Below are 13952 nucleotides of genomic sequence, written 5' to 3' on the forward strand. Positions count from 1 at the left end.
GCGTAGCGGATGCTCTGAAGGCTTCACTCGAAGTGACCGCATAGCTCCGAGCGACCGCACCGCTATGGCGATCGAACACACGACTCAGACTGAGGAGACAACATGAAGGCACAGTGGATCAGCATTCCGGTCGATGATCAGGCTCGCGCATTGAAGTTCTACACGGACAGACTCGGCTTCATCCCGAAGGTCGACATTCCGGTCGGTGAGGAGTTCCGCTGGCTGACAGTTGTCTCACCCGAAGCCCCCGACGGGGCAGAAGTCGTCCTGGAGCCGAAAGGTCACCCTGCAGCGGACGCCTACACGAAGGCGCTGGCCGCCGATGGAATCCCCATCAACCAGTTCGCCGTGGCTGACGTCCAGGCAGAATACGACCGCCTCTCCGCGCTCGGGGTGATCTTCACCCAGGAACCGATGACGATGGGTCCTGTCACCACGGCTGTCCTCGACGACACGGTGGGCAACCTCGTACAGCTCGTCCATCAGGAAGAGAGCGAACCCGATATGGGCTGAGGTTCGACTTCCATCCGAGGTCGAACAGCCACGCAGGGTCTGCAGTGTTCGTCTGGCCAGAAGCTGCTATCCGGAAGCAGTTTTCCGGAAAGCGGCTATCGGGCGCCTCGAAGGGCAGATGCCACAAGGCGCTCCACATCGAGGGTCTCGAGTGGCACCTTGAGGACTAGCATCCGGTGATAGCAGGCTCCCCAAAGCTGGTCGATGATGATGTCAAGGTCGGCATCCTCGGGAAGCTGACCGATGCGCTGCGCGGACCGCAGCCTGTCGCGGGCCAGTTCGCGTCGTGGCAGAGAATACATGCGCGACCATTCCTCAGCCAGGTCCGGGTCCATCTGGGCTGCCCCGATGAGTTCGGAAATCGGCCGCCCCGCGCCCTCATCTGTCATCAGAGTGACAAAGGATGTCAGCTGCAAGACGAGGTCGGCGCGCAGATCACCGGTGTCGGGGAACTCCAGCTGAGGCCCGCTCTGCGTGAAGAACGCCTCGGCTGCCAACGCCCCCGATGACGGCCACCATCTATAAAGCGTGGTCTTGCTCGCACCAGATTCCTTCGCGATCCGCTCAAAAGTGGCCGCGCGGATACCCTCACGAACAAACACGTTGCCCGCTGTCGCCAATACCTCGGCGCGGACTTCTGCGGCCGGCCGTCGGCCCCGGCCTCTGCGTGTCGTCGCGGCCTCAGTCATCACCACTCCTCATGTGGACGGTTCGTTCATTATGATGCTACGCTCACTTATGAACGTAACGTTCACATCCTATCGTGGGGAGAAACCATGATCAGCACAACAAGTCGCGTCGCCATCGTCACCGGCGGGTCCGGGGGCATCGGGCGCATCAGTGCCGAACGGCTGGCAGCAGATGGGGCGGCAGTCATCGTCCACTACGCAGGCAACAAGGAACGAGCCGACAACACCGTCGCCGCCATCGTCTCTGCCGGCGGACGGGCCATCGCGCTCGGGGGCGACGTCGCTGACGAGCAGGACATGAGCAAAGTCTTCGATGCCGCCGAGGCAGAGTTCGGTGGTGTCGATGTGCTCGTCCACACCGCAGGGATCATGCCACTGTCCCCGATCGTGGATCTCGACCTTGAGGTCTTCGACCGCGTCCAGCGCACGAACGTGCGCGGTACGTTCGTCGTCGACCAGCTCGCCGCCCAGCGTCTGCGCGAAGGAGGCGCGATCATCAACTTCTCCACATCTGTCACTCGCTTGCAGATCCCCGGTTACGGGGCATATGCCGCTTCTAAGGGCGCAGTCGAGGCGATCACCCTCATTCTCGCGCGCGAGCTGCGCGGACGAAACATTACTGTCAACGCCGTCTCACCCGGGCCCACCGCCACCCCCTTGTTCTTCGAAGGCAAGAGCCAGGAGCAGATCGACGGCGTTGCCGCGATGAATCCGATGGGGCGTTTAGGCGCCCCGGAAGATATCTCCGAGATGGTGTCGTTTCTGGCTGGGCCCGCCCGCTGGGTCAATGGCCAAGTCCTCCATGTCAACGGCGGCGCCGCCTGAGAAAGTCAGGGCCATGTATCCACAAGGGTCGACACCGGCCCGACTATACCCGGACCAATCTGCGCGATTTCCACGATGAAGACAGCCGCCACGCCGACGACGGGCTTCAGCCAGGCAGCAGCACGATGATCGTGTGGATGAGAAGGCCGACCAGAGCGCCGATCACGGTTCCGTTGATGCGGATGTACTGCAGGTCCCGGCCGACGTAGAGTTCGATCCTCTCGGCGGCTTCCTTCGCATCCCAGCGTTCGATCGTGTCGGAAATGACGCTGGCGATCTCGGGACCGAAGCTCTCGGCCAGGTCTCCGGCCGTCGTGGCGATCCGGTCATCGATCTTGGCGGCGAACTCCGAGTCGTCCTGCAACCGCTGGGCGAACTCTCCGATGAGTTCAGAGATGCGTCCGCGCACCTCCCCGTTCGGGTCGATGATGGCCTGGCGCAAAAGCTGCTTGAGTGAAGTCCAGATCTCGAGCACCGAGTCGACGACTCCGGACTGGCTGAGCAGGTCGTTGATGATGACCTCGGCCTTCTCCGACAGCGGAGTGTCCGAGTTCAGATCGTCGGAGAGCTCGACGAGCCAGGCGTCAAGGGCCTGCCGGGCCTTGTGGTATTCGTTGTCGCGAACATCGGCCACCCAGCCCAGCACCTCTCGCTGCAGTCGGTTGGAGAGCTGCTCGTTGAGGAATTCAGGAATCCAGGAGGGGGCCCGGTTGTGGACGATCTCATCGATGACCTGCGGATTGTCACTCAACCAGGAATACGCCTCGGCGATGATGAGATCGACAAGTTTATGGTGCGCACCGTCGAGGACGATCTGGCGCAGCAGCTGCGCCAGCACCGGGGTCTTGCGGGTCGCGACCAGGCGCGGAATGATGACGTTCTTGGTCAGGGCCACGACGGCTTCGTCATCGATGCGAGCCAGCACGTATTCGAGCCCACCGGCAGCACGGTCGACGACAAGGTCACGGTTGGCGGACCTGCTCAGCCACTCACCGGCGCGATGGGACACCTGGGCGGATCGGATCTTCGTCGACACCGCCTCGGCGTGGAGGAAGTTCGCGGCGACGAACGCGGACAGACTCGCACCCAGGGTGTCCTTCTTGCGCGGGATGATCGCGGTGTGTGGGATCGGCAGGCCCAGCGGGTGGCGGAAGAGCGCGGTGACGGCGAACCAATCGGCGATCGCACCGATCATCGCGGCCTCAGAAGCGCGCGAGACGAAGCCCCAGACTCCCGTGTTGTCGGTGAAGATGTGGGTGCTGAGAAAGATGAGGGTGGCGAGGATCAGCAGCGACAGTGCCAGCGTCCGCATTTTGCGCAGACCCCGTGCCCGTTCCTGATCCTCCGGCGTCAGTTCGCTCGGACCGCCGAAGCGCGGCACGGATGGTGCTTTTTCGATCGACATCATTCCCCCTTGTCACTTGTCATCGACTTTAGCGAAGTCCCCGCCCAAGATGGGCATCGGCAGGCTGCGCCGATACTGGGAACCTGAGTCGTGGCCCCGCTACCTGCGCCGCGGTTCTGGTTCCTGAAGTCGCATCAGGAGCCGTGAGACTGGCCCATCCTGTCACCGACAGCCTCATCGTGCTTGGATGGGGAGAAGCACCATTCGACGATTTGAGGAGGATGACATGGCCGAGGGCTTTTCTGTCGGTGATCACGTGGGGTGGAATTCGGAGGCCGGCGAGGTCTCGGGCACGATCACGAAGGTCCACACCTCGGACTTCGAATACAAGGGCCACAATCGCCGTGCGTCGAAGGATGAGCCGCAGTACGAGATCAAGAGTGACAAGACCGATCAAATCGCCGCTCACAAGGGCACGGCGCTCCACCGAATCGACACGAAGTGACCGATCCCCGATTCCTCACCATCGGACATTCCAACCATTCCCTCGAAGAGTTCACTGACCTCCTGACCGAGAATTCCGCCGAGGTGGTCGTCGACGTCCGCAAACTGCCCGGATCGAATAAGAACCCCCAGTTCAACGCGGATACCCTTATCGATGACCTGGCCGAGGTGGGGGTGGAGCTGCGTCGGCTCGAAGGGCTGACCGGCAGACGCCCCGTGAACCACAACATCGAGTTCGAGGTCAATGGGTGGTGGAAGAATCGCAGCTTCCACAACTATGCCGATCACGCCCTGACCGAGGAGTTCCGCCACGATTTCGATCAGCTGCTCGAATGGGGCGCGAACGGCCGCTGCGCGCTCATGTGCTCGGAGGCGGTGTGGTGGCGCTGCCATCGGCGCATCATCGCCGACAATCTGCTCGCCCGCGACTTCCCTGTCACTCACATCATGGGCAAGAACCAGACCACGGCGGCCGAACTCAGTGCCGGAGCCGTCGTCGGTGCGAAGGCGACCGTCACCTATCCCGCGGACGAGACAGAGTGACTCACGGACATCTATCCCGTCGAGCTGGCCGAGCACATCCGTCTCTGACCACCCCACACCACCGGCTGAGACTCGTCGAGAGCATACGAAAACGTCGAGGGGACACTCTGTAGAGTGTCCCCTCGACGTTCAGCTGTGCTTTCGACAACGGATCCGCGGACCATCGGCCCGCCAGACTCGCTATGGAAGCATCAGGCCTTGCCGACGACCTCGAACTTGGCGTTCGCGGTGATCTCGTCGTTGACGCGCACGGTAGCGGTGTAGCTGCCGGAGGTCTTGACGTGAGCAGGCAGTGCGACCTGGCGACGATCGAAATCGTGTCCGGTTGCGGCGTGCAGCGCTTCGGCCACAAGCGCAGGGGTCACGGCGCCGAAGAGGCGGCCGTTCTTACCCGACTTGAGCTCGATGCGAGCGCTGGAGGATTCCAGCTGAGCCTTGACCTTGACTGCTTCATCGTGGTCGGCGATCTGCTTGGCCTGACGGGCCTTGCGGAGAGCATTGACATGCTTCTCTGCGCCGGCAGACCATGCGGATGCCCAGCCACGGGGCAGGAGAAGGTTACGTGCGTATCCGGCGCGAACCTCGACGATATCGCCGGCGGCTCCCAGACCATCAACTTCCTGGTTCAGAATAACTTTGCGATTAGGCATGTTCTCTCCCTCCGATCAGCGAGCAGTGCTCGAGTAGGGCAGAAGTGCCATCTCGCGGGCGTTCTTGACGGCCTTTGCGATGATGCGCTGTTCCTGCACGGTCACGCCGGTGACGCGACGAGCACGGATCTTGCCGCGGTCGGAAATGAACTTACGGAGCGTAGCGGTGTCCTTGTAGTGGATCTTCGCCGCTTCGCCCTTCTTGAGCGGATTAGCCTTCTTCTTGATAGGCTTCCGGATCTCTGGCTTGGCCATGAGTATCTCCTGATTTACGAAATGTCTTGAACGTGTTTAGAACGGTGGTTCATCGGCGCCCGGGTTGCCCCAACCGCCGTTTCCGCCCTGTGGACTCGATGATGCCCACGGGTCGTTTGCCGGTGCGTTGTTCCCCTGGCTGTAACCGCCCTGGCGCTGACCACCCTGCTGCGAGCCACCCTGTTGTGGGTTGGACTGCTGCGGGTTGTTGCCCCAGCCCGAGGACTGCTGCTGACCGAAGCCACCCTGCTGGGGGCCCCCGCCCTGCTGCTGCCCACCGGAGTTACCGCCGCCGGAGAATCCGCCTCCGCTGCGTTCGTTCTTCGTCACCTGAGCGGTGGCGCGTCGCAGGCTGGGGCCGACTTCGTCGACGTCCAGTTCCATAACGGTGCGCTTTTCGCCCTCTTTGGTTTCGAAGGACCGCGACTTGAGGCGGCCCTGAACGACGACCCGAGTACCGCGTTGCAAGGATTCGGCTACGTTTTCGCCCATCTCACGCCACACCGAGCAGCGAAGGAACAGGGTTTCCCCATCCTTGAACTCGTTGGACTGACGGTCGAACATACGCGGCGTCGAAGCCACGGTGAAGTTTGCGACCGCAGCACCGTTAGGTGTGAAGCGCAGTTCGGGATCACTTGTCAGGTTCCCGACAACCGTGATGACTGTTTCGCCTGCCATTGACTGCTCCTTGAAACGAGGTGCTTGACGCTATTACTTGGCGTCTGGGCGGAGGATCTTGGTGCGCAGGACGGACTCGTTGAGTCCGAGCTGGCGATCGAGTTCCTTGGTCGTTGCAGGCTCTGCGTGGAAATCAACCACGACGTAGAAGCCTTCGGACTTCTTCTGGATGTCGTAGGCAAAGCGCCTGCGTCCCCAGATGTCCACGTTGTCGATGATTCCGTTTTCAGCCGGGACAACCTTCATCAGCTTGTCCACGGTGTCAGCCAACGTCCGCTCTTCGGTTTCGTTGTCAAGAATGAGCATGAGCTCGTAATGACGCATCTGTCACCCACCTCCTCTGGTCTTTACGGCCATGGTCGTTCCATGGCAGGAGGGCATATGCATGTCTGCTCCGTCCCCCACGATTGTTGTGAAATGGGAACAGACCTACACAGTCTAGTGGACGCCCACCGGTGGTGTCATGTCGGATTCCCGTGCCCTTGGACACGGACCGTGGGATGGTCATCGTCGACTCTCCGAGGCGGTTCCGTCCTGAGCAGTCGACCGCGAATCCGTCGCCGGTACAGATTCTCTCCCGCGCAGATGACGACGGCGACGAGAGCGAGCAGCCGCAGGAGGGTCAAGAGAGCGACGAAGGTCGGTTCGAGGCCCTTGTCCGATTCAATCGCGGCAACGTCGCCGAGGTGGATGGCAATGGCGAAGACCGTCTCGGCCAGTGCCCAGATGATGAGCACCCACCAGCGACGGACTGTGAGTGCGAGGAATGGCAGGATCCATAAGCTGTCCCAGGGCATCATTCCGGGGGCCAGCAGCAGGCAGCCACCGATGAGGAGACAGGCGGCAACGGCTGGGTCGAGTCCTGTTCTGCGCACCATGTACAGCGAGATGGCGACTGCGGCGATGACACCCGCGCTGCCGATGATCCACACCGGTGCCCACACCTCGGCGGTTCCCAGGCGAGCCATGACCAGGATCGAGGCAAATGATCCGCCGTCGACGGCGTCGCTCATCCAGCCCATGATCCGTTCGATGGCGCTGCCGTCGAGGACGAGGATGAGCGCCGAGGTGATCGTGGCAGCCGCAAACATCATTCGCGGATCCCGGGGCCTCAGTCTTCCGGCCGGGCGCGGTCCAGCGAGGCTGAGGGCGAGAAGAACCAGCAGTGCCAGGGGGTTGATGAATGCGGCTAGCCCGAGGAGGACTCCGGACAGCCACGGGCGGGAAGTCACCGGCGATGAACCGACGAAGATGGCCATGGCCCAGACGCTCAGGGCCAATGCCACCGGGTCCAAGGTCGAACCCACGGTGAAGAGGATGACCGGCGAAGCGAAGGCTGTGACCAGCCAGGCCCGCTGCCTGGCGAGAACCAGCAGTGCGACGCCGAGAGCGGCGAAGGCGATCACATTGACGAGGAGGACGATCGCCATGAAGACGGAGACATCGTCGGTCATGAGTTTCAGCAGTTGAACGAAGCGCGCGTCGAGCGCGGACAGTCCCGCTATCCCACCGGTCGAACGTCCCAAAGCCTCTTCAGGATTGGTCTGTCCGAGGAAGGCCGCGGAAAGAGGCCCGGCACACATCCTCGCCGAGGCGGATGGGTGTTCGTAGCCTGAGCTCAAGCATGGGCCCTGCAAGGCGAGTGCGAGGAACGTCGTCACACCGAGGATGCCGGCGAAGATATAGGCCTGGCCACGTCGGAACTGCGCCCCCGCGGACGCGAGGTGAATGCCATCCGGACCGCCGAGCAGAGGCTCGGCGATCCGGGTGCTGGACTGAGAAGGCAAGACTAGAGGCTACTAGTCGTTGGTGTCTGGCGACTCCGGTGGTTTGATCGGCACGTCGATTGGCGAATCGTCTTCCTCTCCACCCTCATTTCCGGAACCTGCGCCGTCGCCGCCGCTCTCATCATCGGTGCCCTCGCCGCTATCGTCATCCGTCGAAGACCCATTGTCCTCGCGACCCTTATCGGAATCCTCCGAGTCCTCCGAACCGTCGGCCTCCTTCTCTTTGTCCTTATCCTTGCCCTTGTCCTTATCTTTGTCCTCGTCGTCCTTGGGCTTCTCGCTCGGCTTGTCGATCGGGGCCTTCTTCTCCGAGTCGTCGCCGTCGCTTCCGCTGTTGTTGCCACCGGGCGCCTTCGGCTGAGGTGGTGGCGCAGGAGCGTTGGTGTTCTTGGGCTTCGGCTTATCGGGCAGCTCTCCGCGCTCGGGGAACTGCACGACCTTGGTGCCTTCCAGCGCCTGCTGCATGTATTCGGTCCACACCTGAACTGGGAACGAACCACCGGTCACTTGGCCGCGGCCGCCGTAGGGGCCAATCGGAATCGGTTTGTTATCAACCTCACGGTAGAGGACCACCGAGGTCGCCAGGTTCGGCGTATAGCCAGTGAACCAAGCAGCTAGGTTTTTGTCAGTAGTGCCTGTTTTTCCAGCGGCTGGACGACCGAGGTTGGCAGCGTAGGCACCTGATCCGCTGTTGACCACCTGTTGCAGCGCATATGACGTCTCGGCCATTACGGCTTTGTCGAAGACTCGCTTGCCCTTGGTCTCGGGCTTGTACACCTCTTCATCATCGGTGCCCTGGGTGACCTTCTTGATCGCATGGGTCTCGTGATGAACGCCATTGGAGGCGAAGGTCGCATAAGCGTTGGCCATATCGATGGGCTTCACGCTGGGCGTGCCCAGAACGTTCGATTTATCCGGAGTCAGATCAATCGAACATTGGCCGGTGTCGCCCGAGGCCAACTGTTCCTCCGTGCAATTACCACTCAAGCCAGCTCGCTGAGCGACATCGACAGTCTTGTCAGGACCGACCTGCACATTGAGTGCTGCATATGCCGTATTGATCGATGACTGCGTCGCTTTGAGCAGGGTCACCGGCCCATAGTTCGCACCACCGAAATTTGTCACCGGCCACGGAGACCCGCCATTTGGGAATGTCGTCGCGCTCCCCGGGTACCGGTCCGTCAATCGCACGCCGTTCTCCAGTCCGGCGACGAGGGCGAAGGGTTTGAAGGTCGATCCGGCCTGCACATGACTCTGTGTCGAGGCGTTGAATGCCTGATCCAGGTAGTTCTTACCGCCGTAGAAGGCTTCGATGCCGCCGGAGTCCGGGTCGATCGAGACCAATCCTGCCTGGAGCCCCTCTGGCTGATCGGACGGCAAGTTCTTGATAGCCTTTTCGGCCGCCTTCATCCGATCCTTGTCGAAGGTGGTGGTGATGTTGTAGCCACCGCGATCGAGCTGAGCTTCATCGATGTCGAGCTTGTTCAGGGCCTCACGCCGGACAAAGTCCCACATGTAGCCTGTCTGGCCCTTGAGGGATGCTTCTTTGTCGGCTTTCTTCACCTCGGGCATCTTGACCTTAGCGGCCTGCTCCTCGGTGATGAAGCCTTCATCGGTCATCGACTTCACAACGTAGTCGAACCGGTCTTGATAGGCCTCAGGATTATCTGCCGGATCGGCTGCTCCAGGACGCTGGATCATCGCTGCCAGGAGTGCGGACTCACTGACGTCGAGGTCCTTCGCCGGCTTGTCGAAGTAGTTCTGGCTGGCGACCTCGATGCCGTATGACCGGCGGCCCAGGTAGATCGTGTTCAGGTAGTTGGCAAGGATCTCGTCCTTGCTCTGCTGCTGGTCGATCTTGAGGGAGATGAACATTTCCTTGACCTTGCGGTCCAGAGAGTGCTCATTGGTGAGGTAGAAGTTCTTCACGTACTGCTGTGTGATCGTCGAACCGCCGCCGGCGTATTGGTTCGTGACAACACCGACGACTGCGCGGGAGAGTCCCTTGATCGAGATTCCGCGGTTCTCGTAGAACGAGGTGTCCTCGGCCGCGATGGCTGCCTTGCGCATCGGTTCGGAGATTTCGTCGATCGGCACCGACTTGCGGTCCTCGACCTTGTACTGGCCGATGGGTGTCTTGCCGTCGTTGTAGTAGATGGTCGACGTCTGACCCGTGGCCTCGATGTTGGGCTCAGGGACGTCAGTGACGGCATAACCGATGGAGAACAACACGCACAGGGCGATGATGATGCTGAGTCCGCCCACAACGAGCAACCGGACGCTCGGCAGAAAACGCGTCCATCCGCTCACACCTGTGCGCGGATAGTTGAGAATGTTCTTTGTCTTCTTGCCTCTGGTTTTGGCTTGTTCTTGTCCCTTAGCCACCCAAGGTCCTCCAGGTCAGTTTGCCTGCCGCATTGCGTGGCGACGAGGTTCGATAAGGTCACACGTGAGCTTCAGTGTGGCACGCATTCTTTGGAACACAGTGAAAATACCCTGAATCCAGCGCCCTCTCACCCCGCTTGTTACCTATCAGCACGTATGAGTAGTGTGATGTATCCACTCTCACCAGGGATTTTACCGGCAGTCCGGGTTTTCAACCACGTCCAGTGCGGAATTGCTCACATTTAGCTACTTTTTCAACTATCAGCCGCCTGTCGGCCCCGCCGTGAGCACTCTCCTATGCAGTATCCGACAGGGAAAGGGCAGCCCAGTCCAGCCCGATTCGCTCTGGTTCAACGCTGAGTCAGGTATTTCGCGTCAAGGCAAGAGCGAAAAACCGACTCAGCGTTGGCCGAGAGCGATCACCCCTTGAGGTCGAAGTCGGTGTCTGCGTACTCTTTGCCCTCGACTACCGGCTCCCCGCTGAACGGGTGCAGCTGGTCCTCACGGGCGCGAAGTTCAACACGGCGGATCTTGCCGGAGATGGTCTTCGGCAACTCCGAGAACTCGAGCCGGCGGATCCGCTTATAAGGGGCCAGATGCTCACGGCAGTAGGCCAGGATCTCCCGGGCAGTATCCGCATTGGCCTCGAAACCGCCCGCCACGACGACATAGGCCTTGGGCACCGCGAGACGGACAGGATCCGGTGAGGGGACCACAGCCGCCTCGGCGACGGCCTCGTGCTCAATGAGCACGCTCTCGAGCTCGAACGGGGACAGCCGGTAGTCGCTGGCCTTGAACACGTCATCGGCTCGTCCGACGTAGGTGATGTAGCCGTTCTCGTCGCGTTCGGCCACGTCACCGGTGTGATAGACACCGTCAGCGAAGGCCTCGTCGGTCTTCTCCTGATTGGACCAGTAACCGCTGGTCAGCCCCAACGGGCGGGGGTCAAGACGGAGGCAGATCTCGCCCTCGTTGCCCTCTTCGCCGGTTGCAGGATCGATGAGGACCACGTCATAGCCAGGCAGCACCTTGCCCATGGAACCGTACTTGAGCTCCTGATCAGGGGAGTTGCCGACCTGCAGTGTCGTCTCCGTCTGACCATAGCCGTCACGGATGAGCACATCCCAGTCCTGCTTGACCCGATCGATGACCTCGGGGTTGAGCGGCTCACCGGCGCCGAGGGCGATCTTCGGCGGGTTCTTCAGGTGCTTCAGGTCAGCCTGGATGAGCATGCGCCACACAGTCGGCGGGGCGCAGAAGCTCGTGACTCCGACCCGGTCCATGGTCTCCATCAGGGCATTCGCGTCGAAGCGCGAATAGTTGTAGAGGAAGACGCAGGATTCGGCGATCCAGGGGGTGAAGATGTTCGACCACGCATGCTTAGCCCAGCCAGGCGAGGCGACATTGAGGTGGACGTCGCCGGGCCTCAGGCCCATCCAGTACATCGTGGACAGGTGACCGACGGGGTAGGACACGTGGGAGTGGGCGACCATCTTCGCCTTCGAGGTCGTGCCCGAGGTGAAGTAGAGGAGGAGCAGGTCATCGGCGCGGGAGGTGCCCTGCGGGTCGAAGCTGGTCTCCTCGTCGTCGGCGTCGGCGTAGCTGTAGTCCTGCTGGCGCTTGGCGTCGTCACCGACGATGAAGCGCACCACCTCGGCGTCGACATCGTCGAACTTCGCAGCGTCGTCGGCGCCGGCGATGACGAACTCGGCCTTGCCGCGCTCGACCCGATCACTTAAGTCGATGGGACCCAGTTGAGTGGTCGTCGGCAGGAGAACCGCACCGAGTTTGATGCCGGCGAGCATGGTCTCCCACAGCTCGACCTGGTTGTTGAGCATGATCATGACATGGTCGCCGCGCTTCACACCTGACCGGCGAAGGAAGTTGGCGACCTGGTTCGACCGGTGGGAGAGCTGGGCATAGCTCCACTTGCCCTCGGATCCGTCCTGCTCGACGATCCACAGGGCGGGACTGTCGTTGCCTTCGGCGACTTTGTCGAACCAGTCGATGCCGAAGTTGAAGTGATCGAAGCGCGGCCATTCAAAGCCGTCGCCGGCCGCCGCAGCATCGCTGCGCAATGCGATCAGCTTGTCTCTGGCTGCACGGAACTCTTCGGTCACAGTCATTGTGGTCTCCTCACCTCTTCGCCTGCGCCACACCATGTGACGACAAGCACAAACATACGCGAGTTACGAAGCTATCAGTTGGTGTGAGGATGACAACAGGCGGGGGTGGAGCCTAGGACTGCTCGCCGGACTCAACGTCGGCAGGCCCGTTCTCCGCCCACCACTGACGCAGGACCGCTTCGGCGCGCTCAGGCCCCAGCGGTCCGTGCTCCATCCTCTCCTCGAGCAGGTGCTTGTAGGCCTTGCCCACCAGCGGTGAGGGTGTGATGTCGAGGATGGCCATGATCTGCCGACCATCGAGGTCAGGACGGATCGCGGCGAGTTCCTCCTGTTCACTCAGCTTCTCGATCCGGTGCTCCAGGTCGTCGTAGGCAAACGCGAGCCGATCGGCCTTCTTCTTGTTCCGGGTGGTCACGTCTGCCCGGGTGAGGATGTGCAGGCGCGAGAGCAGCGGGCCGGCGTCGGTGACATAACGCCGCACCGCAGAATCTGTCCACCCGGCATCACCGTAGCCGTAGAAGCGCAGATGCAGCTCGACGAGGCGACCAACAGCCTTGGTGGTGTCCTTGTCGAAACGCAGCGCCTTCATCCGCTTCGCGGTCAGCTTCGCACCGACAGCATCGTGGTGATAGAAGGTGACAGCCCCACCGGGCAGGAATCTGCGGGTCGCGGGTTTGCCCACATCGTGCATGAGAGCCGCGAACCGGACGGCGAAATCCGGCACGACAAGATGGTTGGGATCATCAGAACTCAACCCGGCCTCACGCTGTTTGGCCGCATACTTCTCTTCGAGCTCCACAGCCTGGCGCAGCACAGTCAGCGAGTGCTGGTAGACGTCCTTGTGACGGTGGTGCTCATCGGTCTCCAGCCGCAGACCCGCGACTTCGGGCAGGACGTGGTCGGCAACATCGGTGCGCACCAGCAGATCGACGCCCGCGGCCGGGTCGATGCCGGTCATCAACTTGAACAGCTCCACCTGGATGCGTTCGGCCGAGATGATCGCAATCCGATCGGCCATGTCACGCATCGCCGCTTCGACCTCGGCGACGGGATCGAGACCCAGCTGAGCGGTGAAGCGAGCGGCGCGCATCATGCGCAGCGGATCATCGGAGAACGAATCGACGGCCGTTCCCGGGGTCCGGATGACACCCTCGACGAGGTCGGTGAAGCCCTCGAACGGGTCGACGAAGGTCATTGCCGGCAGGCGAATGGCCATCGCACCGATCGTGAAGTCACGTCGGATGAGGTCAGCGTCGAGATCTGTACCGAATTTCACCGTCGGTTTGCGCGATTCCGGGTCGTAGGACTCGGCGCGGTAGGTGGTGATCTCGATCTGCACACCGGACTTGATGGCGCCGATGGTCCCGAATTCCCGCCCGATGTCCCAGTGTGTGTCGACCCAGTCGGAGGTGAGGGTGAGGATGTCGTCGGGGCGCGCATCCGTGGTGAAGTCGAGATCGGGCATAGGACGGCCCAGCAGTGCGTCGCGAACGGAGCCGCCGACGAGCGCGAGTTCGAATCCGGCCGCGGCGAAGCGCTTGCCCAAGGGCCCGAGGATGTTCTCGAGCTCATCGAGCTTGTCGTACAGACGGGCGTGCGCGGTCTTCGGATCCACCGAGCTCCTTCGTGTTCTACCGTGGTCGTTCCGATTG

Annotated in this window: 14 protein-coding genes; 4 read left to right on the forward strand and 10 right to left on the reverse strand. The window is 61.7% G+C overall.

Annotated features, from left to right (window positions below):
- Window positions 1-102 precede the first annotated feature (102 nt).
- A complete protein-coding gene (locus BANT918_RS03090) occupies window positions 103-513 on the forward strand; it encodes a VOC family protein (RefSeq protein ID WP_101618903.1) in 411 nt (136 codons plus the stop codon).
- Window positions 514-608: 95 nt separating this feature from the next.
- On the opposite strand, the gene BANT918_RS03095 is transcribed toward BANT918_RS03090, so the two are convergent.
- Complete coding sequence (locus tag BANT918_RS03095) at window positions 609-1202, reverse strand: TetR/AcrR family transcriptional regulator (RefSeq protein WP_101618904.1); 594 nt, start codon at window positions 1200-1202, stop codon at window positions 609-611.
- 87 nt (window positions 1203-1289) lie between these two features.
- Here BANT918_RS03095 and BANT918_RS03100 point away from each other — a divergent pair, with 87 nt between their 5' ends.
- Window positions 1290-2027, forward strand: a complete 738-nt coding sequence (locus BANT918_RS03100; RefSeq protein WP_101618905.1) for an SDR family oxidoreductase — start codon at window positions 1290-1292, stop codon at window positions 2025-2027.
- Between the two features lie 106 nt (window positions 2028-2133).
- On the opposite strand, the gene BANT918_RS03105 is transcribed toward BANT918_RS03100, so the two are convergent.
- Complete coding sequence (locus BANT918_RS03105; RefSeq protein ID WP_101619217.1) at window positions 2134-3432, reverse strand: DUF445 domain-containing protein; 1299 nt, start codon at window positions 3430-3432, stop codon at window positions 2134-2136.
- 226 nt (window positions 3433-3658) lie between these two features.
- On the opposite strand from BANT918_RS03105, the gene BANT918_RS03110 reads away from it, so the two are divergent.
- Both BANT918_RS03110 and BANT918_RS03115 read left to right on the forward strand, forming a co-directional pair.
- On the forward strand, window positions 3659-3877 hold the full coding sequence (locus BANT918_RS03110; RefSeq protein WP_101618906.1) for a DUF2945 domain-containing protein: 219 nt from the start codon (window positions 3659-3661) through the stop codon (window positions 3875-3877).
- Window positions 3874-4419, forward strand: a complete 546-nt coding sequence (locus tag BANT918_RS03115; protein ID WP_101618907.1) for a DUF488 family protein — start codon at window positions 3874-3876, stop codon at window positions 4417-4419. Before BANT918_RS03110 ends, BANT918_RS03115 begins: the two co-directional genes overlap by 4 nt.
- Before the next feature lie 191 nt (window positions 4420-4610).
- Here the strand turns inward: BANT918_RS03115 and rplI are convergent, their stop codons facing one another.
- The 8 genes from rplI to BANT918_RS03155 all read right to left on the reverse strand — a co-directional run bounded on the left by rplI (window position 4611) and on the right by BANT918_RS03155 (window position 13915).
- The gene (gene rplI, locus BANT918_RS03120) at window positions 4611-5069 is read right to left on the reverse strand and encodes a 50S ribosomal protein L9 (RefSeq protein ID WP_101618908.1); all 459 of its coding nucleotides are present in this window, start codon (window positions 5067-5069) and stop codon (window positions 4611-4613) included.
- Between the two features lie 15 nt (window positions 5070-5084).
- The gene (gene rpsR / locus BANT918_RS03125; protein ID WP_101572272.1) at window positions 5085-5324 is read right to left on the reverse strand and encodes a 30S ribosomal protein S18; all 240 of its coding nucleotides are present in this window, start codon (window positions 5322-5324) and stop codon (window positions 5085-5087) included.
- Window positions 5325-5360: 36 nt separating this feature from the next.
- A complete protein-coding gene (locus tag BANT918_RS03130; protein ID WP_101618909.1) occupies window positions 5361-6002 on the reverse strand; it encodes a single-stranded DNA-binding protein in 642 nt (213 codons plus the stop codon).
- A 33-nt stretch (window positions 6003-6035) separates the two neighbouring features.
- Window positions 6036-6326: a 30S ribosomal protein S6 gene (gene rpsF, locus BANT918_RS03135; protein ID WP_101618910.1), complete on the reverse strand. Its 291-nt coding sequence runs from the start codon at window positions 6324-6326 to the stop codon at window positions 6036-6038.
- A 137-nt stretch (window positions 6327-6463) separates the two neighbouring features.
- Window positions 6464-7789, reverse strand: a complete 1326-nt coding sequence (locus BANT918_RS03140; protein WP_101618911.1) for a hypothetical protein — start codon at window positions 7787-7789, stop codon at window positions 6464-6466.
- 12 nt (window positions 7790-7801) lie between these two features.
- Window positions 7802-10174, reverse strand: coding sequence for a transglycosylase domain-containing protein (locus tag BANT918_RS03145; RefSeq protein ID WP_233430333.1), 2373 nt, complete (start codon window positions 10172-10174; stop codon window positions 7802-7804).
- Window positions 10175-10593: 419 nt separating this feature from the next.
- Window positions 10594-12300, reverse strand: a complete 1707-nt coding sequence (locus tag BANT918_RS03150) for an AMP-binding protein (protein ID WP_101618912.1) — start codon at window positions 12298-12300, stop codon at window positions 10594-10596.
- 112 nt (window positions 12301-12412) lie between these two features.
- The gene (locus BANT918_RS03155) at window positions 12413-13915 is read right to left on the reverse strand and encodes a CCA tRNA nucleotidyltransferase (RefSeq protein ID WP_101618913.1); all 1503 of its coding nucleotides are present in this window, start codon (window positions 13913-13915) and stop codon (window positions 12413-12415) included.
- Between the last annotated feature and the right edge of the window lie 37 nt (window positions 13916-13952).

The sequence above is a fragment of the Brevibacterium antiquum CNRZ 918 genome (genome assembly GCF_900169145.1).
In the GTDB taxonomy this organism is placed as follows: domain Bacteria; phylum Actinomycetota; class Actinomycetes; order Actinomycetales; family Brevibacteriaceae; genus Brevibacterium; species Brevibacterium koreense.

Excerpts from the sequence above, each read along its gene's own strand:
- BANT918_RS03090 (WP_101618903.1), top strand. The coding sequence starts at position 103 with ATGAAGGCACAGTGGATCAGCATTCCGGTCGATGATCAGGCTCGCGCA.
- BANT918_RS03105 (WP_101619217.1), bottom strand. The coding sequence starts at position 3,432 with ATGTCGATCGAAAAAGCACCATCCGTGCCGCGCTTCGGCGGTCCGAGC.
- BANT918_RS03095 (WP_101618904.1), bottom strand. The coding sequence starts at position 1,202 with ATGACTGAGGCCGCGACGACACGCAGAGGCCGGGGCCGACGGCCGGCC.
- BANT918_RS03130 (WP_101618909.1), bottom strand. The coding sequence starts at position 6,002 with ATGGCAGGCGAAACAGTCATCACGGTTGTCGGGAACCTGACAAGTGAT.
- rplI (WP_101618908.1), bottom strand. The coding sequence starts at position 5,069 with ATGCCTAATCGCAAAGTTATTCTGAACCAGGAAGTTGATGGTCTGGGA.
- rpsR (WP_101572272.1), bottom strand. The coding sequence starts at position 5,324 with ATGGCCAAGCCAGAGATCCGGAAGCCTATCAAGAAGAAGGCTAATCCG.
- BANT918_RS03100 (WP_101618905.1), top strand. The coding sequence starts at position 1,290 with ATGATCAGCACAACAAGTCGCGTCGCCATCGTCACCGGCGGGTCCGGG.
- rpsF (WP_101618910.1), bottom strand. The coding sequence starts at position 6,326 with ATGCGTCATTACGAGCTCATGCTCATTCTTGACAACGAAACCGAAGAG.
- BANT918_RS03150 (WP_101618912.1), bottom strand. The coding sequence starts at position 12,300 with ATGACTGTGACCGAAGAGTTCCGTGCAGCCAGAGACAAGCTGATCGCA.
- BANT918_RS03110 (WP_101618906.1), top strand. The coding sequence starts at position 3,659 with ATGGCCGAGGGCTTTTCTGTCGGTGATCACGTGGGGTGGAATTCGGAG.